Source organism: Fructobacillus americanaquae (assembly GCF_024029775.1).
Taxonomy (GTDB): domain Bacteria; phylum Bacillota; class Bacilli; order Lactobacillales; family Lactobacillaceae; genus Fructobacillus; species Fructobacillus americanaquae.
Genome location: NZ_CP097122.1, coordinates 596,775 through 619,891, shown reverse-complemented (window position 1 = coordinate 619,891; position 23,117 = coordinate 596,775). Strand labels below are relative to the sequence as shown.

The 23,117-nt window shown below is 41.3% G+C and carries 22 protein-coding genes; 14 read left to right on the top strand and 8 right to left on the bottom strand.

Going from position 1 to position 23,117, the window contains the following annotated elements:
* Positions 1-124 precede the first annotated feature (124 nt).
* From M3M36_RS02855 to argF, 5 genes are all read right to left on the bottom strand, one after another.
* Positions 125-460: an amino acid kinase family protein gene (locus M3M36_RS02855; protein ID WP_252774337.1), complete on the bottom strand. Its 336-nt coding sequence runs from the start codon at positions 458-460 to the stop codon at positions 125-127.
* Positions 414-860 (bottom strand): amino acid kinase family protein, encoded by a 447-nt coding sequence (locus M3M36_RS02850; protein WP_252774336.1) that lies wholly within the window; start codon positions 858-860, stop codon positions 414-416. The genes M3M36_RS02855 and M3M36_RS02850 overlap by 47 nt, the downstream gene beginning before the upstream one ends.
* A gap of 4 nt (positions 861-864) precedes the next feature.
* On the bottom strand, positions 865-2,061 hold the full coding sequence (gene argJ / locus M3M36_RS02845; protein ID WP_252774335.1) for a bifunctional glutamate N-acetyltransferase/amino-acid acetyltransferase ArgJ: 1,197 nt from the start codon (positions 2,059-2,061) through the stop codon (positions 865-867).
* A 187-nt stretch (positions 2,062-2,248) separates the two neighbouring features.
* Positions 2,249-3,280: an N-acetyl-gamma-glutamyl-phosphate reductase gene (gene argC / locus M3M36_RS02840; protein ID WP_252774334.1), complete on the bottom strand. Its 1,032-nt coding sequence runs from the start codon at positions 3,278-3,280 to the stop codon at positions 2,249-2,251.
* A gap of 73 nt (positions 3,281-3,353) precedes the next feature.
* Complete coding sequence (gene argF / locus M3M36_RS02835) at positions 3,354-4,391, bottom strand: ornithine carbamoyltransferase (protein WP_252774333.1); 1,038 nt, start codon at positions 4,389-4,391, stop codon at positions 3,354-3,356.
* 593 nt (positions 4,392-4,984) lie between these two features.
* Here argF and M3M36_RS02830 point away from each other — a divergent pair.
* From M3M36_RS02830 to M3M36_RS02820, 3 genes are all read left to right on the top strand, one after another.
* Positions 4,985-5,518 (top strand): SAV1803-related protein, encoded by a 534-nt coding sequence (locus M3M36_RS02830; RefSeq protein WP_252774332.1) that lies wholly within the window; start codon positions 4,985-4,987, stop codon positions 5,516-5,518.
* 474 nt (positions 5,519-5,992) lie between these two features.
* Positions 5,993-6,907, top strand: coding sequence for a hypothetical protein (locus tag M3M36_RS02825; protein WP_252774331.1), 915 nt, complete (start codon positions 5,993-5,995; stop codon positions 6,905-6,907).
* A gap of 18 nt (positions 6,908-6,925) precedes the next feature.
* The gene (locus tag M3M36_RS02820) at positions 6,926-8,278 is read left to right on the top strand and encodes a zinc ribbon domain-containing protein (RefSeq protein ID WP_252774330.1); all 1,353 of its coding nucleotides are present in this window, start codon (positions 6,926-6,928) and stop codon (positions 8,276-8,278) included.
* Positions 8,279-8,316: 38 nt separating this feature from the next.
* Here M3M36_RS02820 and M3M36_RS02815 read toward each other — a convergent pair whose 3' ends face one another.
* Positions 8,317-8,877 carry a TetR/AcrR family transcriptional regulator gene (locus M3M36_RS02815; protein ID WP_252774329.1) on the bottom strand — a complete coding sequence of 187 codons (561 nt, stop codon included), beginning with the start codon at positions 8,875-8,877 and terminating at the stop codon, positions 8,317-8,319.
* A 100-nt stretch (positions 8,878-8,977) separates the two neighbouring features.
* On the opposite strand from M3M36_RS02815, the gene M3M36_RS02810 reads away from it, so the two are divergent.
* From M3M36_RS02810 to M3M36_RS02785, 6 genes are all read left to right on the top strand, one after another.
* On the top strand, positions 8,978-9,634 hold the full coding sequence (locus M3M36_RS02810) for an HXXEE domain-containing protein (protein ID WP_252774328.1): 657 nt from the start codon (positions 8,978-8,980) through the stop codon (positions 9,632-9,634).
* Between the two features lie 14 nt (positions 9,635-9,648).
* Positions 9,649-10,296, top strand: a complete 648-nt coding sequence (locus M3M36_RS02805; protein ID WP_252774327.1) for an HXXEE domain-containing protein — start codon at positions 9,649-9,651, stop codon at positions 10,294-10,296.
* Positions 10,297-10,679: 383 nt separating this feature from the next.
* The gene (locus tag M3M36_RS02800) at positions 10,680-13,694 is read left to right on the top strand and encodes a type I restriction endonuclease subunit R (RefSeq protein ID WP_252774326.1); all 3,015 of its coding nucleotides are present in this window, start codon (positions 10,680-10,682) and stop codon (positions 13,692-13,694) included.
* A 21-nt stretch (positions 13,695-13,715) separates the two neighbouring features.
* The gene (locus M3M36_RS02795; RefSeq protein WP_252774325.1) at positions 13,716-15,311 is read left to right on the top strand and encodes a type I restriction-modification system subunit M; all 1,596 of its coding nucleotides are present in this window, start codon (positions 13,716-13,718) and stop codon (positions 15,309-15,311) included.
* Positions 15,304-16,563 carry a restriction endonuclease subunit S gene (locus M3M36_RS02790; RefSeq protein ID WP_252774324.1) on the top strand — a complete coding sequence of 420 codons (1,260 nt, stop codon included), beginning with the start codon at positions 15,304-15,306 and terminating at the stop codon, positions 16,561-16,563. The genes M3M36_RS02795 and M3M36_RS02790 overlap by 8 nt, the downstream gene beginning before the upstream one ends.
* A 133-nt stretch (positions 16,564-16,696) precedes the next feature.
* Entirely contained in the window at positions 16,697-17,629 is a 933-nt protein-coding gene (locus M3M36_RS02785; RefSeq protein ID WP_252774416.1) for a site-specific integrase, read from the top strand.
* On the opposite strand, the gene M3M36_RS02780 is transcribed toward M3M36_RS02785, so the two are convergent.
* Together M3M36_RS02780 and M3M36_RS02775 are read right to left on the bottom strand one after the other, a co-directional pair.
* Positions 17,621-18,196: a restriction endonuclease subunit S gene (locus M3M36_RS02780; RefSeq protein ID WP_252774323.1), complete on the bottom strand. Its 576-nt coding sequence runs from the start codon at positions 18,194-18,196 to the stop codon at positions 17,621-17,623. The genes M3M36_RS02785 and M3M36_RS02780 overlap by 9 nt on opposite strands.
* A gap of 3 nt (positions 18,197-18,199) precedes the next feature.
* Entirely contained in the window at positions 18,200-18,781 is a 582-nt protein-coding gene (locus M3M36_RS02775) for a restriction endonuclease subunit S (RefSeq protein ID WP_252774415.1), read from the bottom strand.
* Between the two features lie 94 nt (positions 18,782-18,875).
* Between M3M36_RS02775 and M3M36_RS02770 the strand changes: the two genes are divergently transcribed.
* The 5 genes from M3M36_RS02770 to M3M36_RS02750 all read left to right on the top strand — a co-directional run bounded on the left by M3M36_RS02770 (position 18,876) and on the right by M3M36_RS02750 (position 23,055).
* On the top strand, positions 18,876-19,829 hold the full coding sequence (locus M3M36_RS02770; protein ID WP_252774322.1) for a restriction endonuclease: 954 nt from the start codon (positions 18,876-18,878) through the stop codon (positions 19,827-19,829).
* An 897-nt stretch (positions 19,830-20,726) separates the two neighbouring features.
* Positions 20,727-21,185 (top strand): DUF805 domain-containing protein, encoded by a 459-nt coding sequence (locus M3M36_RS02765; protein WP_252774321.1) that lies wholly within the window; start codon positions 20,727-20,729, stop codon positions 21,183-21,185.
* Between the two features lie 131 nt (positions 21,186-21,316).
* On the top strand, positions 21,317-21,775 hold the full coding sequence (locus M3M36_RS02760; RefSeq protein ID WP_252774320.1) for a DUF805 domain-containing protein: 459 nt from the start codon (positions 21,317-21,319) through the stop codon (positions 21,773-21,775).
* 161 nt (positions 21,776-21,936) lie between these two features.
* Positions 21,937-22,311 (top strand): DUF805 domain-containing protein, encoded by a 375-nt coding sequence (locus M3M36_RS02755; protein ID WP_252774319.1) that lies wholly within the window; start codon positions 21,937-21,939, stop codon positions 22,309-22,311.
* Positions 22,312-22,557: 246 nt separating this feature from the next.
* Positions 22,558-23,055: a DUF805 domain-containing protein gene (locus M3M36_RS02750; RefSeq protein WP_256470357.1), complete on the top strand. Its 498-nt coding sequence runs from the start codon at positions 22,558-22,560 to the stop codon at positions 23,053-23,055.
* The last annotated feature ends 62 nt before the right edge of the window (positions 23,056-23,117 follow it).

Below are 23,117 nucleotides of genomic sequence, written 5' to 3'. Positions count from 1 at the left end.
TTAGAAAAATCAGAAACTTGTTTGCTGTTTTTTTACTGCTAAGTGGTCAAGAAGGCGCACTTAAAAAAGCTTAAGCTTGCAGTCTCCCAAAAAACGTGATCAGGTTGTCGATTTTTTGTCTGAATCATAGTTCTAACTTTGTTCCTTGGCCAAGGCGATTGGTGATGGTAATCTTGTGGACACCGTGGTGCAGGGCAGAAAATGCGGCTTGAAGTTTGGGCACCATGCCAGCGGTAATCAAATTTTGGTCAATTAATTGGTTGGCTGACAGCGGGTTGAGGGCTGTGACAACCTCTTCATTGACTAAGACACAGGGGACATCAGTCAAGAGGATTAACTGGTCGGCTGATGTCACCGTCGCCAACGCTTGAGCCGCTGAATCGGCATTTACGTTAAGAAGGCCATTTGGACCACTAGCGAGTGAATTGACCAATAAGATTGGATGGTGGTAACCTTGCATTTTGGCTAACCCTTGCTAGCACCGCTTCATCAATGCCGGTGACCTGGCCGACCTCGCCATAGACTTCTTGATCAAGGTAGTCGGCAGTAAAGAGGGGGCCAGCTTCCTGGTTAACGGCGAGGGTTGGAAGACCTTCTTGGACCAACTGATTTTGAAAATGAGGCTGGATGACGTTGGTTAACAGATGGCTGGTTAGGGTCAGAACACTTGGTGGTGTGACCCGAATCCCGTTAATTTTTTCGGTTGGCAAGTCAAAGAAAACACAGGTCGAAGAAATCAATTGCCCACCACCGTGCAGGATGACCACTTGCTGGCCCTCCTTGGTCCATTCCTTAACTTGGTGGAAGAAATCGTCTTTTAGTTGGCTGATGGCATTGCCACCGATTTTAATGACAATCATGCTCTTAACCTTCGTAGGCGGCGTTGATTTCAACATATTTATAAGTCAAATCACAACCCCAGGCCTGACCAGTTGCCTCGCCAACATGCAAGTCAATGGTCAAATTGATGTCATCTTCGGCGAGGATGGCTGCTACTTGGTCTCTGTCAGCCAAGACTTTTTGGCTGTCCTTGACGAGAGGCATATCAGCTAAGTAAATATCGAGATGGGTGGGGTTGATTTGTGCTTGGGTTTGGCCAATCGCTTGGACAATTCGGCCCCAATTGTTTTCTTCGCCAAAGAGCATGGCCTTGATGAGATTGGAACCGACAATTGCCCGGGCAACCTGGTTGGCCTCAACCACTGAAGCGGCGTTGACGACGGTTGCTTGCACAAACTTGTTTGACCCCTCGCCATCTTTGGCGACCATCTTGGCCAAAGCAACCAGCACTACCTTTAGTCCTTCTTTGAAATCAGCCAAAGCGTCGGTTTGCGCTGAGCTTTGGTCAAGCAGTTCGTTTTCTGCTTGACCATTAGCAAGGACGAGGACCATGTCATTGGTGGACATGCAGCCATCAACCGTGATTTGGTTGAAGGAAGATTGAATTAAGTCAGAGAGAAGGTCCTGGAGGGTCTCACTGGCGATGCTGGCATCCGTGGTAACGAAGCCCAGGGTGGTGCCCACGTTTGGATGGATCATCCCAGAGCCCTTGGCAATCCCTGTAATGGTAACGGGCTGGCCGGCAACCATGACGGCAACCGTTATTTTCTTTTCGCAAGAATCAGTTGTCAAAATGGCATGGGCAATGTCTGATTTTCGGGTCAAACTTAATTGATTTAGGCCCCCTTTGATTTTTTCCATTTCTAGTTGTTTGCCAATGACACCGGTGGAAGCGACGGCCACGAGGTCGGGATTGATAGCTAACTGATTGGCTGCCAGTTGGTGGGTTTCGTCTGCGTGGTCCAGTCCTTCTTGGCCGGTGAAGGAATTGGCATTACCAGAATTAATCACGACGGCTTGGAGCTTGTGGTTCTGGTTAATCAAATTTTTAGTGAACTGCACCGGAGCAGCTTGAAATTGGTTTTTGGTATAAACACCAGCGGCAACGGCTGGAACATCTGAAACGATCCAGGCCATATCAAGTTGGTCGTCTTCTTTAAAGCCCGCATGGGCTGTGCCCGTTTGGAAACCTTTGGGCCAGGTAAAGTCAATTGCTTGCATGAGCAGTTCTCCTTTTCTACTATATAAAGAGGGACTTTTGTCTTTGCTGTTGTTGGTCTAAGTGCCGGCAAGGTTAGTCGGTTAATCAAGGGCTTTGTGGCCATTGATTGGACCATGCTGTGAAGCTAGTGGAGCATAGAAGCAATCCCGCCAGAAATCTTAACAAGTCTGACGGTATTCTCGGTCTTTAAAAGGCCAAGGCTGTTAATTCCAGTCCAGTAGTCACCGGATAGTTCAGCAACTGGTTCATGTTTTGAATAGCTTGACCGGCGGCCCCCTTGAGCATATTGTCAATGACGGCGTCGATGGTCAGGTAACCCGTCACGGGATTAAAGGTCAGCCCAATTTTGCAGTTATTGGTCCCGATGACGGACTTGATATCTGGGAGGTAATCATCACAGATTTGAACGAATGGATCTTCGTCGTAGAGGTCATGGTAGTAGTTGAGGATAGCCATTTCGTCGATGCCGGGCTTTACCTTGGTATAAATCGTGGCCATAATACCGCGGTCAATTGGGACCAGGGTCGTCATGAATTGTAGGTGTTGTACCCTTGGGTTCCACTTCTTAAGTTCAGCTAAGATTTCTGGAATATGCTTGTGCTGATTAGCCTTATAAATCTGTAAGTTTTCGTTTGATCGGCTAAAGTGTGATGATGAGCTCAGGGACTTGCCAGCACCGGACAATCCTGATTTAGCATCGACGACAATTGAGTCGGGTTCAATCAAATCGCCCATGACGGCAGGTGCTAATCCTAAAAGGGTTGCCGTTGCATAGCAGCCGGGGTTGGCGATGTATGCGGCCCCCGGATTTTCGTAAATGTCGGCCAGGCCGTAGTAGGCGTTTTGCAAATCAGTTTCCTTAGCTGGGCTGAGATGATACCACTTTTCATATTCGGCTGGGTCCTTGAGGCGGAAGTCACCTGAAAGATCAATGACTGGGAAATTGGCCTTCAAGAAGGGGACGGCTAAGTTGATGGCGACCCCGGCCGGTGTTGCAAGGAAAATCAGGTCGTTGTTGGCCATGATTTCTTGGCTATCATATGGGTAAGCTAGTTGGGGATGTGGCAGGTTCAAACGAGAGTTGAGGTCGACAAGTGGAATAGCATCGTCCAAATCGTGTTGGTAGACGTTGATGGTTTCAACTTCGGGGTGTTCTTGTAAGAGGGCGTAAAGTTGCATGCCGGCATAACCGGTAACGCCTGTAATTGCGGCATTCATAGCAAGTGTCCTTTCTGTATTACTAGGTTTTGGTTCTGGCCGTGAAGATCAATTTCTGGCTTGGCTGGTACCATTAAATCTTTGGAATAAAGTGGGTCCCAAGCGTGGCGGCCATCATCGCCTTAATACCGTGTTTACGGTTTTCGGCCTCATCGAACTGGCGTCCGTATTGGCTTTGGAAGACCTCGTCGGTGATTTCCATTTCCTTGAGACCGTACTTGACATAAACTTCCTTACCAACTTCAGTGCGCAGGTCGTGGAAGGCTGGTAAGCAGTGAAGGGTAATCAACTGACCGTCCTCGAGGTGACCGGTCATGGCCAAAGCGTTCATGTTGACCTGGTAGGGCAGGAGCAAGTCGATTCGTTCCTTCCAGTTATCTTCACCCATGGAAACCCAAACGTCGGTTGTGACAACGTTGGCATCCTGTAAGCCGGTGGCCAAATCAGCAGTGATGGTGATTTCGGTACCAGTTTCCTTGGCATAACCTTGGGCAATTTCTACGACTTCGGCAGCCGGTTGCAATGATTCCGGACTAACGATGGCAACGTTGATACCGGCCATGGCGCAACCGACTAGTAATGAGTGGGCAACGTTGTTGCGACCATCACCGAGGTAGGCGACCTTTAAGCCAGCTAAGTGACCGAAGTTTTCCTTGATGGTCATCAGATCAGGAATTGTTTGCGTTGGGTGCCAGTCATCCGTCAGCCCGTTCCAGACGGGAACGCCAGAGTACTTAGCCAAGGCTTCAACGCTTGATTGACGAAAACCGCGGAATTCAATCGCGTCGTACATTGAACCCAAGACTTTCGCTGTATCTTCAATCGATTCTTTGTGGAATAAGTGGATTTCATCCTTGCCCAAAAAAACGGGGTGGGCACCTAGTTCGTTGGCAGCCGTAGTAAAAGCTGATAGAGTTCGTGTTGAGTTTTTTTCAAAAATCAGGGCGATGTTCTTGTCAGCCAGTAGCTTGGTGTGGATATTTTGCTTGGCAAGCCCCTTTAAGTGCAAACCGTAATCAACTAAGTAGTTTAGTTCGTTGACTGATAAATCAGTTTCTTTCAAAATGCTCTTACCGTAAAATTGGTTTTGAAAAAATGTTGTTGTGGTCATAATCTGTTCTCCTCTAGTCTATAAATCAAAAAAACGCCCTCTGACAGATGATTAGTCTGTCAGAGGGCGTTTTTGCGCGGTACCACCTCAAGTTCCTAGAAGGTTTGCACACTCCTAGCTCAGCAAGTCAAAAAAGACTTTGGCGGTAACGGGCCATTGACCGATTCTTTCTACTCATTTCGAAAGATAACTCACGGGCACGATTTAGTTGTTTTGTTTGGCCGGTTCTCACGAATTAACATCCAGCTTTTCTGTGAAAACAAAGTCAACTAAAATTTCCGATCATCGTTTTTTGATTAACATTGGCTTTTCGCCAACTTGTTGACAACAGCATAAAGAATATTTTTTCACCTGTCAAGGATTAATTAGAGAAAAGTGAGAAAATAGTGAGTTCTTTCTTGGGTAAAGTTCATCTAGAAAAGCAGTCTGGGTGCGCAGTTGGCGAATTTTTGAGCACTAGCAAAAATATTTAAGATGAGGCTGATTTTTCAATGAAAAATTTTACTGAAAGGAGTGATTGACCAGAAATTTTGTAGCTGTTGCGGTAAGATGGGGGGAAGAAAGTTACTCAAGAGTTCAAAAGGAGACATGCCATGACAGAACAACTCGACCAATATATGCAATTGCTGAAACTATCCTATTCGGATGCCGTGGCGGAACTTCTACAAAAGTATGGCCCGGCCAAGGACAGTTACTTTGCTGAAGATAACTACCAGGCTTTTTTGGTTGGCAAAACGTATTCTTTGCCCAAAAATGCAGCGATTGACCGGACGGCAGAGGGGCTTTATTGCCACCATATTGATGAAAGTCGGTATCTCAACTTGGCCGATCCGGCGATGATTAAGGTTCAACAGTATCCGTATGCCAGTCAACAAAAGACCCGCTTGGTTTACTGTAATTTAATCGAGCACGCGATCTTGCATGCTTTGATTGCCATTGAAAGTAAGCAGGAGTTTGGCTATGCCGAATTGGTTAAGGAATTAAAACCACAAATTGAAAGGTGGTACATTGAGGGCGAACAGCCAACTAGCCCAGCTGAAGCAGTTGAATGCTACAAGACGGCCTACCTTTCAGCAGATGAAACCTATAAGTTGATGATTTTTATCAAGGAGTTGGTTAAGGAATAGACTGAGGACCGTCTAGCAACTTTTCTGATCTGGACTGTACTGACCGTGCGCCCACAAAAGCATCCAAACAACAAGTTCTTGAGCAAACGCTCTTCTTCAGCCACCAAAAGGTGGTGAGGAGGGGCGCTTTTTTACGTCCGTGTAACGAAACAAAGCGGGGAAAAGTTAACGAAAAAGAGCTTGTCATCCCCAATTTCCCAATTGTTTAGAATGGATTTTCACCAGGGAGGTGGCTGCGGTCAAAGATTACACGCTGATTTCTTTTGGCCATTGTTCACGAGGTACCGGTAAATTTTTTGTTTATTTGTTCAAATGATTATTTTTTGAGATTCATTATACTTGGGACCAAGCAATAAAAAGACACGCAAGCAATGATTTGTCGTATAAGTGCAGTGGTGTCAGATTTAATGCACCCGATTTGTGTTACAATCAAATTATATTCATTTAATTTAAATGTGATAAAGGAGAGAAAGTATGACAAGTCGTAATGAATGGGAAGAATATTTCGAACTCATTAATAATCGCAAGCCAAATGCAGATGAAATTACCGCTGCTTTGCAAAAGGGTGAATTTACAGATGGCCAAGCTCAAAGTGATCGCCCTGAAATCAAGATCGATAGTCAGCAAATCAGCAAGGGAGTAGAAGAAACCAAGGAACAAGCGGGGAAAGCCTTTAATACAGTCAAGCAGCACGCCGGGAACTACTTTTCTTGGTTTAAAAACCGGGCCTTGCGTCCAATGAAGTATGTCAATGAAGAAAATCCAAATCAGCTTTACCTTTGGTTGACTTTTGCCTTGACAACGGTTTGTTCTGCTGGCATTTTCTGGAACTTCGTTCGCCGCATCTTTGTTTCGTTGGCAAACGTCGTGGGAAACGACAACTCTTATGGTCGCAGTATTGCGAGCTTTGCTGGCCGGATTTTACCATCGGTTTTCTTTAACTTTTTCTTTGTCTTTGTTATCTTGTTCCTTGCTGCGTTGCCAGGATTGGCATTGGTGACTAAGGAACAGGAAAAATTCAAGGATTTGGTAAACCAGTTTTTGGTTTTCCAACCAGCCGCTGCCATCTTTGCTATTATTGGCTTTATCTACTCGTTTATTGCCCAGGTGCCAAAGGTAAGTGTTGATAATATTAGCAGTGTTCTTCAAGAAATTATGATTAACGTTGGTATCTTAATTATGCTGCCAATGTTATCCTTTGCTGTTGTCAACCTTGCGGCTGTTTATTTTGTTCAAAAATACCGTGAAAACGATCAGAAATTGGACTTAATCTGGTGGCAAATTTCTCAAGCAATCATGACAGCAATCGTCGTTTATATCGGTTACATCGTAATTATCACACCAATGTTCAAGTCATTGATCAGTACAATTGCCAACTTTAATTATTAATCTAGGAGGGACCTATTCATGACACAACAAGAATGGCTGGCTGCCTTTAAAAAAGAAAACGGTCGTGAACCTTCCTTGGATGAATTTAAAGCCGCTAAGGCAAACGGCTTTGCCTTGACGACTGACCAGCAGGAACGTTCCGAAAGGGAACGCTTGCAAGCCTGGGTGGCAGATTTTGAAAACAAGTACGGACGGAAGCCATCAATTGATGAAGTCAAGAAACGTCAATATGCAGCGCCGACGTCTACTGCCAAATCAGTCACGGCTACGAATGGAGAGGCGCCGACTGCCCCCCATCGTCAGAGTCGAGCGGTCAGCAAAAAACATGGTTTTCGGTTGCCAATTATTATCATCGTGTTGGCTTTGCTGGCCGGTTACTTTTATGGACAACACTATTACTCATATGATTCATCAATGAATCGTGCGGTCAAGGTTTTGAACAGCCATAATGCTGATCAGTACAGCCAGAATTTGACTTGGTCTGATACTGACAAGCACCTTAGCAAGAGCGAAGTGGTTCCCCTAGTTAAATATATGAAGACTGGGATGACAAAGACGAGGGTTGAATCACTTTTGAAAAACGACTCCTTTAACGTTAACTTAAAGAAAACGGGCAACCAGTTTTTCATTTTCCCGAAGTATCAAATGGTGGTGACACCGATTGATTTGCAAGTCTACACAAATCACTCAGATTTGAAGGTAACGGCTAACGATCAGGTCATTGTGGATGATTCTGACGAAGATGAAGTCGCTACTGTGAAACATCAGGCACCAGGTAACTATGACATGGTTGCCCAGGGTGAGAGTGATGGTGACAGCTTCAAGGGAACGATGACTGCTACCGTTTTGAATAAGGCAGCAGCTGAAATCGATTTGCACGCTTATAAGTCGTCTTCTTCATCTAGTTCGAAGTCAAAGTTGACCAAGACTGGGGCTGACGCCTTGCTAGCAAATCTAACGTCGCTGCTCTCCCAAGCTGGGTCGTCAGACAGCAGTTTCGATACTAGTGACTTGACGGCATCTGACGTTTTCGTGAATGGTAGCAACAACAAAGCTTACTCAGACTTCATGGAAATGATTCAGAACAACAAGACGACTGCAAAGCGGACAGCTGAATCAATTAACTTCGGTTCGATTGATATTCAAGATGTGAACGCGACGGGAAAGCAGACTGCTGATGTCACCTTTAAAATTAAGGAAGACTTTAACTACTCGGCTGACACGGATCCCGACAAGCATAGCTCTGGTACATTGTCACAGGTCTTCTTGTTGAAAGCCCATGTGAAGTATGACGATGATGCCTCAAAGTGGTTGATTGATAGCATCGATTCTGATCAAAAGAAGCTCTCTGAAACAGACAATGTTAAGTAAATCGTAATGTTGAAAAGAACACCTGCTGGTGTTCTTTTTTATTTGATTGCATCTTTAATTTCCTGGGCAATTTGGCCCATTTCCTCAACTGATTTTTGGCAATTATCATCTACCCAAATAGTTAGGAGTGAAAACATACCTGACAAGGCGAAATACTCAATATATACTTGATTCTGCTGTTGCTTTAAAACAACTGCTAGCTGACTCTGTTGTATATTTTCAAAGGCAATACTTTGCAGTAAATAGGACAAGTTTTGCTGTTTTAGTTTTTTTAATATAGCTGTGTATTGCGTCCAGAAGTTAAAAAATAAGGTAACGGTTTGAGCGAAATTTTGTTCCGTATCTTTATTATCTAAGTAAGCAAAAAGTTCAAACACGATGTCCGTTATAATGCTTTTTAAAACATCCTCTGAGGAATAAAAATGACGATAAAAAGTTCGACGAGTATAACCAGCTTTTTGCATCAGATCCGCAATCTTGATTTTTTTGATATCCTGATTTTGCATGAGCGCTAACATGGCTATTTTGATGTTATTTTTTGTTTCTTCAATCTGCTTTTGACGACGATGTTGGGTGGTAAATGTCTCAATTTGCTTCATTTGTGTATAAGTCCTAATCGGGTACTATTTATTATTAGTTATCAGAATTATAATATTAGTATGTAAATTACACAACTGAGTCATTTGTAGGAGATTAACAATGAAATTTTTAATAAATAATTGGTATCGATTGGGAGCGGTGCTTGGTCTGATTTTAATGACTTTTTTGGCATTCCACTTGATAACGTTGAGTGCAGTTCAGATATTACTGATTTGGAATTTGATTGCTCTATTCGCCCATCAGTTTGAAGAATACCAGTTTCCCGGTGGTGCTCCAATCATCATCAATAAAGTTGTATACGATGAAACTACTCTAGCTGATCATTATCCTGGTAATGGCCTTTCCATCATGTTAGTTAATACAATTGCTTGGGTTATCTACTTAGTCGCGATTTTATTGCCTAACTATTATTGGTTAGGACTGGGGGTGATTTTCTTTAGTCTTTTCCAAATTTTAGGTCATTGTATTCAAATGCCTCTTAAATTGCGTGCATGGTATAACCCGGGTATGGTGACGACGGTTGGTCTTTTTTTGCCCCTCGGTGTAATTTATATTAATAAATTATCGAGTTTAGGGAAATTAAACTGGGGAACCATTTTTCTAGCTTTCTTGGTGTTAATTGTATGTATCTTATTGAGTATTGTGGCTCCGGTTCAGCTATTAAAGAACAAGCATACTAAGTACCCAATAAATCATTGGCAAATTAAAAGATATAACGAAATTATGGATTTTTGTCAGTTAACAAGGTCAAAATAATGAAAAAATGGATTATGAAGTGGTATGATTTTATGCCATTTATAGCTGGGTTCTACGCCCTAGCACTTGGATTGTTTGTCTGGGATTTCAACCAACGAATGCTGTTATTGGGCTTAATTTTTATTCATTTACATTTCTTTGAAGAATTTGGCCTCCCAGGTGGCTTTGCTTGGGGTGGAATTAAAGTTGAAATGAGAAATGTCAATCGCGTTGTTTCGCGATGGCAGTTGAACCAAAGTAGCTCGTTGTTTGGTAACGAATGGTTTGCGATTACAGTGTATTTGCCAACGCTATTCTTGCCCCAATGGCATTGGTTAGTTCTCGCCGCTGTTATTTTTGCTTTTGTTGAGCTATTCGGACATCTAATTATCTTTAATGTGGGACTCAAGAGCTATTACAACCCCGGTTTGTTGACCGCGATTATCTTGTCAGTGGTTGCAACTGTCTTTTTAGTAGAAACGATTCCATCAGGAATGTTTAACTGGCTTGATTTGCTCATGGCCTTTTGCTGGATTGGATTGAATTACTGGATTGGCTTCCGTTCGCCACTATTTTTGTATTTTAACAATAAGAAGCAATATACATTTACGAAAGAGGATTTGAATAAATCGGCTAGTTATATGAAAAAATTTGGTAGCAAACCAGACGATTACCAATATTAATTAACCTATTCGTGTATGAATAAAAGAATAAGCAGGGCCCATAAAGTGGGTCCTGCTTTTTTGGTTTTTCGTAGTGGCTTTGCTAGTAAAAGCCGGCTTAATAGACAAAAAGAGGAAATACTGGTTCAAATCTAATCACTGCCGTTCATGATGGGATCACCAATCATTAAAATTGTTGGTGTAGTCTGTTCTGTGGGTTTGCTGACCATAGTTAAACTGAAACGTGCTGACTGATTTTTTTCATTTAAGCATATGCTTAAACAGAATTGTTCGCTGCAAATCATGCTTATATCAGGTAAAATATAGAGCATATGTGAAAAAATAGATTAATTTGCAGTGCTGGATACAGTTTTTGGATTAGGTTTATTGGAGATGGAAGAACGATGTCTGAAGAAAAATTTGAACAAGCGGTAATTGAAAAACTGAAAAAGGAAGGTTGGACTTACCGAGAAGATCTTTCTAATAAAAAAGCAGAAGTATTAGAGCAAAACTGGCGTGAAATACTCAACGATAATAATCGAATCAAATTAAAAGATAAACCCCTTTCTGATAATGAATTTGATAATTTAAAGTTGGAACTGACGCACAATAAAACGCCTTACGACGCACAGTTGCTATTAGCAGGTGCAGGTGGGGTTGGTACGCTGCCACTAACGCGTGACGATGGTAGCCAACTCGAAATTGAAATTTTTTATGGTGATGAAGTAGCTGGTGGTCATTCTCGCTATGAAATTGTTAACCAGGTTACTTTTGACAAATTGCCAAGGACGCTTGGCCATAACCGACGAATCGACATTATGCTGTTGATTAATGGTTTGCCAGTTGGACATATAGAAGAAAAGGATGAGTCACGGGCTAATCAGCTGAGTGCCTTCGAGCAATTCCAAAAATATGATTCAGATGGCATGTATAAGGGTCTTTTTTCATTCGTGCAGGTCATGTTTATTCTGTCCCAGCATTCAGCCCACTATTTTGCGCGGCCGAAAAATTCCATGGAGTACAACCGAGAATTTTTGTTTGGTTGGCGAGATGATGACGGGAAAGATATCTCTGATGCGATGGTTTTCATTCATCAGGTAATGGGAATACCGGCACTGCACCGCTTGGTCACTGTGAATATGATTCCAGATGCTGATAATGATAATTTGATGGTGATGCGCTCCTATCAAATTCAAGCCACTCGGGCTATTATGGATCGGATGCGGGTCATGGAGAATAATCATCTTGTAGAAAAAGAGGGGGGTTACGTCTGGCATACGACGGGAAGTGGTAAGACGGTCACATCGTTTAAGGTTGCTCAGCTACTGGCTGCCTTGCCACGTGTCCGTCACGTTTTGTTTATCGTGGACCGGGTTGACTTGGTGAATCAAACGGCGGAAAACTTTAAATCATTTGCTTATGAAACGTTTGAAAAACGGATTCAAGTTGTCAACGGTGGGGCTCTACGAAAAGCCCTAAAGCAAAAGAATGGTCCGTCAAATATTTTCTTAACAACCGTCCAGGGATTGGATAAGGCTGTCAAGGGCGGCCTGGAGTCGGATGAACGAATGGTGATTTTGATGGATGAAGCGCATCGGTCTGCTAGTGGTGATGCAGTTGCCCATATTAAAAAGGCCTTTTCAAAAACAACTTGGTTTGCTTTCACGGGAACACCTAATTTTTATAGTGATGACGTCAATGATGTCAAGACGACACGATCTGTTTCAACATATGACGTTTTTGGTCAACGTTTACACCGTTACACAATCAAAGATGCCATTAGCGATCAAAATGTCCTTGGTTTTGATGTCTCTTACTACACGCCTGCGATTGAAAAGGAAGCGGATAGTGATTTCACAGAGCAAGAATTGGAAAAAGCCGTTTACACTTCTTTGCCATTCCGCGAGGCTGTGGTAGAGGATATTCGTGACCTTTGGAACGAAAATCACTCTGGTCCGATTGAAATGGGTGTTCGGCAGCCAAACCAATTTCACGGAATGTTAGCAGTTTCCGGTAAGCAGGCGGTAGTGGCTTACTATAACTTATTTAAAAAATTAGCGCCAAATTTGCGAGTAGCAATGACCTATTCTCGTGATGAAGATAATGGACAAGGCTCTTCCGACTTACAAGAGTCGCTCAAGACAGCCATGCAGGACTATTCCACGTTTTATGGAACGCATGATTTTTTTAGTAATCATGACCCTGAGCGCGCCTACTTAACGGATGTTACCAAGAGGATCGCCCACAAAAAGCCTTATAACAGAAAGTTGACGGAAGACCAGGAGACAGCAACACCCCAAAGACTCGATTTGATTATCGTTTCCGATCAATTGCTAACAGGATTTGACTCGAAATATGTCAATACGATTTATATGGATAAAATTCTGAAAGAAGGCTTGCTGATTCAGGCCATGTCACGAACCAACCGAACGATTGACCGCAATGCGAAGCCGCATGGAAAGATTCGTTTCTTCCGTAAAGGGGAGATGATGGAGGAACGGGTGCAGAACGCACTCGTGATTTATACGCAAGGCGGTAACGATACTCAGCCTGATCAGGATCAGCTGAATCAAGATCAAAGTGAAATGGAAAAGGTCTTAATTACTGATGATATCCTAGCTCCAAAAAAGGCTAAGCAAATCCAAAATTTGATTCCACAAATTGAAGAATTAAAGACCATGGCCGGCGAAGATTTTAGTGTAACGCCGCCATCTGAAAAAGAGCGTGAGCACTTTGTTCAACTAGCCGCCGAAGTCAACCATTCAGTCCAACGACTGGTGCAGCAGGGCTACAAAATCGGTGATGAAATCGCTGATGTTGATGCACAAGGAGAGTTGAATGGTCAAAAGATTGCACTGAATTTGAAAGATGATAGTCATTTTAGTGCTTTACAGGCCCGTTTGAACGTAGTCAACGATAAATTACCAGCTAAAAAACAGATTGATTTAACGAATATCCAGATTGCAATTGATTTGTATGGTCGTGAAATTATTGATTATGATCGATTGGTTGAGTTAATCAATGAATACATGAAGGAAACGGTTGATACAAAGCGTGCGGAGATTGAAAAGCATATTGCGACAATGACTGATGTCGAGCGCAATGAAATCCTCGACATTTTAGATGGCATCGTTTCCGGGAAGTACCGTGTAGCATTTAATACTGAAACGTTGGATAAGACACGAAAAGCCGTCAGGTCTGACCAACAGGAATTGACAATTCGCCGCTGGGCGGATGACTACCACCTGAGTGGCAATGCGATTATTGAAGCGTATGAAGCCTTTTTGCCGGGAGTCGGGTTAAACGATAATCCAAAATTAAAGACAAAATTGAAGCAGATTGAAAAAGAAGAAAAATTAGGGTTCTTTGCAATCGCTGATTTTGAAGATGATGTCCTAAACTTTTTTGCAAAACTATAAAATTTTAACTGGGAGTAGATAATGGCATTAACAGCAGATAGACAAGCGTTGATTTGGAAAACATTGAATGAGACACGGGGAAAAATTGAGCCGTCAGAATATAAGAACTACATCTTTGGGATTATGTTTTATAAGTTTTTGTCAGAGAAGGCCCAACTTTGGCTTGATGGTGTGCTACAAGGTGAAAAATGGGCCAATATTTGGGCACAAGACCCTGAAAAGGCAAAGAGCTTCATGCAGGGAACTTTGGGATATGTGATTGAGCCCGGGGACATGTTTTCCGATTGGAAGGAAGCCATTAACACTGATAAGTTCAATATTATGATGGTCAAAGATGCTTTAACTCGCTTTGATAATGGTGTTAGTCCGGAAGCAAAATCAGATTATGCTGGTATTTTTTCAGATATTGATCTTGGCTCTTCACGGTTAGGGGCCAATGCTCAGACTCGTGCCGCGACCATGATGGATTGGATTAACTTGATGGACGAAATTGAGTTAGATACTGATGCTGACGTCTTAGGTGACCTTTATGAATACTTGATCGGCATGTTTGCTGCTAACTCTGGTGCTAAAGCAGGAGAATTTTATACCCCTCACCAAGTTTCGGATATCATGGCTCGAATTTTGACTGCTGGTCGTGAAAATCAGGAAACGTATACTCTCTATGACCCAACAATGGGTTCAGGGTCTTTGCTGATCACTACTGCTTCATACATGAAGAATGCGGGTGTCCAGGGGGCCATCAAGTACTATGGGCAAGAATTAATTACAACAACTTATAATTTGGCACGGATGAACTTGATGATGCATGGTGTTGAGTACAACGATATTAATCTACGTAACAGCGACACATTAGCTGGTGATTGGCCAGACGGAACCATTGATGGGGTTGATTCACCGCGAATGTTTGATGCTGTGATGGCAAACCCACCATATTCTCAAAAGTGGGATGCTGAGAACCGTGAAGATGATCCTCGTTTTAAATTTGGTGTCGCTCCAAAGGGCAAAGCAGATTACGCCTTCTTACTGCATGGCCTGTACCATTTGAATAATAACGGTCGAATGGCCATTGTCTTGCCTCACGGCATTTTGTTCCGAGGAGCAGCTGAAGGACGAATTCGAAAGGCTTTGCTGGAAAACCGTAATATTAGTGCAGTGATTGGGCTACCTGCCAATATCTTTACTAATACAAGTATCCCAACGATTATTATGGTTTTGGAAAAGAACCGAGCCACTGACGACGTACTCTTTATTGATGCTTCTAAGGGATTTGAGAAACAAAAGAACAGCAACAAGCTGCGACAAGAAGATATTGAGAAGATTGTTGATACGTATTTGAAGCGTGAAGATGTCGAAAAGTATGCCCATGTCGCAACGATGGACGAAATTCGCGAAAACGACTTTAATCTCAACATTCCACGCTATGTTGATACTTTTGAAGAAGAAGAGCCAATTGATTTGGTTAAAGTCAATCAAGACATCGTGTCAGTTGAGGCTGACATCAAGAAAGAAGAAGCGGAATTGCTAGAACTGGTTAACCAATTGGCTGTAAACGATGATAGCAAGGCGGTGATTGACTCATTAAAGAGCTTATTAGCGGGAGGCAATCATGAATAAAAATGTGCCGGCAATCCGTTTTCAGGGATTTCATGACGATTGGGAACAGCGTAAGTTTTTTGACAATATTAAAGATACGATTGATTTTAGAGGAAGAACTCCAAAAAAAATAGGTTTTGATTGGGAAAAAAGTGACGATGGTTATTTGGCACTTTCTGCCTTAAATGTTAAAAATGGTTATATTGATTTGAGTGCAGAAGCGCACTATGGAAGTCAAGAAATGTATGATAAATGGATGGGTGGAAAATTCCTGCATAAAGGACAAGTCCTATTTACAACAGAGGCACCAATGGGAAAGGTCGCCCAAGTACCAGATAATAGAGGATATATTCTTAGTCAGAGAACCATTGCTTTTATTGTTCATGATGATAAAATAATAGAAAATTTTTTAGCCGTTATGCTTCGTACACCTAAATCATTTAATGAATTAACTAAACTAGCTAGTGGCGGAACAGCGAAAGGTGTCAGCCAAAAATCTCTTAAACATTTTGAGGTAACTACGCCAAAGCAGTTAACCGAACAACAAAAAATTGGATCATTCTTTCAACGATTAGACAACCTTATCACCCTTCATCAGCGTAAGTTAAATTTGCTGAAAGAACAGAAAAAAAGTTTACTACAAAAAATGTTTCCGAAAAAAGACGAAAAAATTCCAGAAATTCGTTTTAATGGTTTTACTGACGATTGGGAACAGCGTAAGTTGGGGGAAGTTACTGATAAGGTCAAAGAAAAAAATAAAACTGGTGAGTTCACAGAAACTTTGACTAACTCAGCAGAATATGGAATTATTAATCAGCGTGACTTTTTTGATAAGGATATTTCTAATGCTAAGAATCTCGACGGATACTACATAGTAAAAAACAATGATTTTGTCTATAATCCTCGTATTTCAAATTTTTCTCCGGTTGGACCTATTAAACGGAATAAATTAGGTAAAACTGGCGTAATGTCGCCACTTTATTATGTTTTTCGCGCACATGGTATTGATAAAAATTACTTGGAAAAATATTTTGATACTACCTACTGGCATCGATTTATGGAACAAAACGGTGACACAGGCGCGCGTTCTGATCGTTTTGCAATTAAGGATTCAGTCTTTGTTGAAATGCCAATTCCATATCCAACTATGGCTGAACAAGAAAAAATAGGCTTATTCTTCAGACACTTGGACAAAACTATCACCCTTCATCAGCGTAAACTTGATGCTTTGCAAGAACAGAAAAAAGGGTTGTTGCAAAAAATGTTTGTATAAATAAATTAGTGAAACAGGCTATTGGCCTGTTTTTTTTGTCTTTTGGACTTTATTTGGCACAATAATCTTAGTTCACATAGGTATTTTTAACATGTGAATACAAATTATTACGTAATTTATGGAGGGTTAGATGATGCTAGAAAAAATAGCTAAAGACGAAAAATTTCATGTGTACTATAAACAATGGATCACGGTTTATAAGGAAGGAGCAATACGTGAGGTGACTATGGCTAAATATATTATGTCGCACCAGTGGTTGGTCAAATTAATGCCTGATTTGAAACTTAAAGATTTAACAAGAATTTCTTATCAACAATTGTTAAATAATTATGCAGAAGAACATGAGCGACAGACAACAATGGATTTTCATCACCAATTAAAGGGAGCGATTCTTGATGCGGTGGATGAGGGCCTTGTTGAACGGGATCCGACAAGAAAAGCTATCATCAAAGGAAAGCATCCCAGAGATAAGAAACCTAAATATTTAAATCAGTTTGAATTGCGGACGATGTTAAGTAATTTGCAATTAGATCAAGAAATTAATTGGGATTGGTTTATCCTACTGGTTGCTAAAACTGGAATGCGTTTTTCAGAAGCCCTAGCATTAACGCCAAAGGATTTTGATTTTCCACATCAGATGCTCTCTGTTAACAAAACGTGGAATTATAAAGGTCATGGAGGATTTTCACCAACAAAAAATCATTCTTCTGTGCGAAAAATTCAATTAGACTGGCAGACAGTGATTCAATTTTCAGAATTGGTGAAAGAACTTCCAGATGAAAAGCCAATATTTGTTGCCCCAGGCGAAAAAGTTTATAATTCAACAATTAATAATATTTTAGCCCGTATTTGTGAAAAGTCTGAGGTGCCAGTGATATCAATCCACGGTTTGCGACATACACATGCATCACTTTTGCTATTTGCCGGGGTATCAATTGCGAGTGTAGCGAGACGATTGGGCCATGCAAGTATGACAACTACACAGAAAACCTATTTGCATATCATTCAAGAATTAGAAAATAAGGACGTTGATTTGGTTATGCGATCATTGTCAGGATTAAGCTAAATTCACAAGGGAAAGTGACCTACGCTGATGAAGAGCGATAGTGTCATCTAACTTCTCAAACATATCGCCAATCACTTTCTGTTCAGATTTCTCGGGTATCATCACCTTGATATCTTCAACATCGGAACCATTGAAACTTGGTAATGCTCCAACTTGAGCAAATCTAGATAATCTTAACTTTTCGAATAAAGTCTTACCGAAATAACGATTCCAAGAAGAGTCAAACAAATAACTCATCATGTTATTATCAATTAAAAAAGAAGTATCGACAATTCGCTTTCTATCAAGGAATATGGCTGCCCCTACTTTTGCAAATACAACACCACTATTTTGGGGGTTTATGGGATTCCACTTATTTTCTCTAAGCTGAGAGTCACTTGCGTAATTGTTGGCACTCATCATAACAACCTCATTACCTGGGTTGTTCATATCTGATACTTTATAAAATGGAGTCCCTTGCTTACCTCTTTGTTGAGCATCTGGAAATCCAATTCCAGACTTAGCTTTGCCAACTTCCCCCAACTTACGCTGTTCCCAAGTATTGGTTTTAAAAAGAAAAAAATTCATTTTTCACTTGTGAAAAAATTTATGGAGTGATAATTTTTCACCATGATAAAAATCATCTTTACGCTGATGAAGGGTGATGAGGTTATCTAATTGACTAAATAATCGGCCCATTTGCTTTTGTTCTCGCGAAGAAGGTATCAAAATATTTTGATTTTCTAAATCAGATTTTTTTAAATTGCCTATTGCGCCATTTCCACCAGCTACAAATTTAAAAATAAAATTTCTATACCACTGACTATTCATTAGCGCATTAGTAAACTCTGGTTCACGAGGTTTTGCCAGCAACATGAAGCCACCATGCACCATCAGTTCTGATGAATCATCTATTAAAGCGTGTTTCCCAACCAACGAACTCGATCCATTAGCTGCAGTTATTAAAATGTCATTTTTTTGAGCTGTTGATATTTTAACTACATCTGGTTTCACAAACACATCATCATTTTTAATAGTAAATGTATTCCCATCTATGTTAGATGAACGCAGCACTCGAATCCCATCTTTCCTAACATCAGATGGCTTATAGGTTAGTCCTCTATATAGTTGAGAGAGTTCGTCAAACTTACGCTGTTCCCAAGTGTTGTAAATAATTCTAATTTACCCTATCTATTCAAGAAATGTTATCATGGTTATATGTGAAAAAAATACTTTGTATTTGACAACAATGTAAAGGTAAAAACGGATGAAAGACGACGTAAAAGCAAAAAAACACTTTAAAGATGCAGAAAAATCAGGAATTGTCATGATGGCATTGCTTCAAATCCTGCAAAATGCAGGTGGTAAGATGGAAAAGAAGACGGCAAAAAACATGTTGCCGCAAACAGACGAACGAATTTCTGATGCAATGATTCAGGAAGAAAAGGTTTCTAAAAAAACCGGTACTGCGTATCGTCCATTTGATTTCACTTTTAATTTTGCAGTGAAGCGTTGGCAATTATTTGGCTGCATTGAAAATTCTAAAGCGAGATTTCTGGTTTTAACCGAAAAGGGGATGGAATTCGATTTAAGCCAAACTGATGGTGAAAAAATTCGTTTAGCAACAGACGAATTGATGAAGGAATTATCAAAGAAGAATAAAAAGAAAAAAGAAACACAAAAGTTCATTGAAGATCCTAAAAATCGGGTAGCCGATCCTGAACCTGAAGAAGATGATTCTGATGATATTAGTGATAGTACCGAAAGCTGGAAAGAAGAACTTAAGGTTCGATTACGTAAGATGGATCCAAGTAAATTTGAAAAGTTTAGCCGTCGTCTAATCCAGGAAATGGGTGCTCAAATTGATGATGAGATTGGCATGAAGCTTTCACAGGACCACGGTTTAGATGGCTATGCTTATTTCGTTAGTGACGAATTGCGGACTACTCGAGTGGCCATCCAATCCAAACGCTATAATAATCAGGTTGGTGATAAATATATCCGTGATTTTCGTGGATCAATTCAAAATGGGACAGATTATGGCATTTTGATTACGACCGATTACTTTACACCGGCAGCGGTCAAGGAGGCCAAGGACCCGTCAAAGTCAACGCCAATTACCTTGCTAGATTTAGATGACGTCGTTGATTTAGTCGAAAAACACCAACTCTTCGTTAAACGAGTTGAAACTTATGAACTTGGTGATTTTTATTTTGAATAAGGAAGGTTTTTCATTGGGAAGGCCACTTGTGACTAAGTTTTTGGCAAAATAGAAGTTTCTCCAGTATTCCTTGCTAGCAGCATGAGGGACTTTTTCTGCATTAATTTGAAAAAAGGGCTTGACAGCGATATCGACGATTTAAGGACAAACCACTCGTGGTTTGTCCTTTTTTACTGATTTTTGCTGAAATTACCCTGGGAGAAAATAGTTTTTATACTTTTGCTGCGGACTAATGTTACTGGTTTGTTCGGTATGTTGCGAGTTAGGGAAGTGAGCTGACAATGTGTGGGGAAACGCTAGCGCACCTTTGCGTTTTACCTTATAAATGAGGTATCAAAACGAAAGGAGGCCGAATATGAGTGGCTTGATTCGGTTGGTGGTCATTTGCATCAAATATGGTTTCAAGCACTTAACCAATACTTTTTTGGGGCGGCACACGGATAATTTTCGAGTGCAGCTCCATGTCACTAACCTAGTACAAAAGGAGGTTAACTGTTATGAACAATGGCAATGCGGCAACATCACAATCAATCAAAATGCAACAGCGCCAAAACACAGGCGCCCGAGTGGTTCAAATAGGCGTAATAAATTACTTTAATTATTATTGTGTTAATGAGGCGCAACGAATGATCCGGTTAAATCAAGTTTACTATGTCAAAAAAATCGTATCCCCGAGATTAAACTATCAGCATTTACGATGTTGTCGACGGCGCCTTGAGCAAAAGCAGTTTCCCAGCCCATTCATCACTTTCAAAAACGGTATCAGGGATAGCACGACTTACCTCTATCTGAGCTTTTCTCCTTTAGGAGTTCACCAAGCCCGGTGGTCATCATACCAAGTCTTATGCTAAAATAGTCAAAGCGGTTTTAACTTGAGTAACGCGATAAGGAGAAAAAATGTTTAAAGCGTACAAAAAGTTTTGGCAGAATTACGTTAACTTTAACGGTCGGACAACGCGAGCTGATTATTGGTGGTTTATCCTGGCCAATACCATTATTTGGTTGCTTTGGATAGCGGTCTTTGCTGGTGTTGCTGTTGGGCCCATCATGAAGTATGTTGATTATGGGCATTTTACGCAAGCCGATACGCCAATGTTAGGCCTACTAATCGTTTTGCTCTTATTGGCTCTCTTTTATGCCTTAGCGACCTTCATTCCCAGATTATCATTGCAGTACCGACGAATCGTTGATACAGGTCTTAGCCCATGGTGGTTTCTCTTAGTTGTGATTGGCAAGTTTTTGTCAATTAGTGCTGCGGCACAAAACAGCGCTATTACAGCTGCTATCTTCTTCTTAAACTTAGCTGTTTTTGTCATCAGCGTGTCTAAGACAGATGCCTTCAAGAAAGAAAAATAAGATCATCGTACAAAAGTTAGTTGCAGGAAAGGACTCATGGAAGTGGGTCCTTTTTTGTTCATGCTAAACATTCGGCAACCCTGGTGCTACAATGAGCAATAGAGGGCTCGAAAGGTCGGATAGCAATGATGATGGTACAAGCATATAAAAATTATTGGCGTAAGTATTTGGACTTTTCTGGGCGGGCTTGTCTAGCTGATTTTTGGCTAGTGGTCCTTGATAATCTCCTTTTGACTGTTGTAGTTCTTTTGCTAACCGGAGGATCCATTTGGGGATTGGCACAAGAACTTCTATATGATGGTGTTTCCGGCATTGGTTTCGGGGTTGTGGGAATTGCAGCTTTGGCTTTAATTTTTTCACTGTTTTATGGTTTAGCAACCGTTATTCCCAACTTGTCCTTGCAATACCGCCGTATCTTGGATACTGGACTGAGCGCCCGTTGGTTTGTCCTTCCGGTCGTGGCTTGGACATTAGTCATTGCTTACGCGATTGTTCAAAATGTCCTCTTGCTTTTGGCCTTGGCGGTGGTTGAATTGGTTCTCTTGGTCATTAACTTAGCCGGAACCAATCGCTTTGCACGAAAACGTTAATTTTTTGAAGCCTGGCCGTTGGTCGGGCTTTTCATCTGACCATAACGTTTGAGACAAGTTAACTTACGATGGTAAACACTTAAAAATCAGTCATTTTTTGGTAGTTCTTATTGAAGAAGAGTGGTAAGATAAAAGCGATTGAGAGAAAAGTAAAATGGGGGATGGATATGTTATCTGCTTATAAAGATTATTGGAAGAAGTACTTCAGTTTTTCTGGTCGATCAACCCGGTCTGATTTTTGGTGGGTTGTTTTGGCCAACATTCTAATTGGCATTGTGGCAACGGCTATTGGCGGCAGTTCGATTTTTTCTGCACTGGACTCTGCCTTGAATGATAGCAGTCAGTCACAAGCAGCGACTGGTTTAGCTGGTTTTGTGATTGTTTTTGTTGTTTTGTATCAGTTGCTAACAATTATTCCTAATTTGTCTTTGCAAAGTCGACGAATTATTGACACTGGCCTAAGTGGCTGGTGGTTTATTCTGGTTGTTTTAGCCTATCCTCTTGCCAGGGGCTTCGCTAGTAGCTTTACTAAATGATGCCTATAATGCTGCTGGCGGCAGTGGTACCTTAAATTCTCTTTGGCTCATGATTCTTTGGGCCATTGTTGAAATTGTCATCTTGGTGATTAACTTAACACCAACCGATGCCTTCGGTCGGCACCGTTCTTGATTGGTATGCAAAGCAGCCCGGCTGGGCTGTTTTTTAGTGTTAAGGCGGCCATCAGGATTTTTAAGATTGCTTCTTGATGGTATAATGTCGAGGTTGATTGGCACAGAGAGGGGGTGAGAAGGTTGATACAATCATACAAAAAATACTGGGAAGATTATTTTCATTTTAGGGGTCAGACTTCTCGCTCGGAGTATTGGTCGGTCATGTTCATTAACTCAGCGATTAGTCTGCTGGGTTATTGGTTGGTCTTGTACTTGTTGAGCAACTTGGTGCAAACAGTTGCGTCCGTTGCTGACAACTCGAAGGCCTATTGGGTCGTCCTAGTGACGTTAGTCCTGGTAACCTTCCTATTAACGGTTTTTTGGCTGCTTAACCTTATTCCTTTTTTGTCAATTTCTTATCGACGTTATCGGGATACGGGCTTACCCTCCTGGGCTTTTATTATTGAACCAGTAGCAATTTTTCTATCTTTAGTCGGTTACTACTATCAAACGAAGGTCTATGAAAGTAATATCAGTATGCCCCTGTGGCTAATTCCCGCCTTACTAGTGTTGGTATTGGCAGATTTTTTGATTAAAATTTTACCGACGGGGACTTTTAATAAAATTTAAAAAGCCATTGGCCAGATAGCTGGTCAATGGCTTTATTTCTTCTATGAAAATTGATTTTTCGA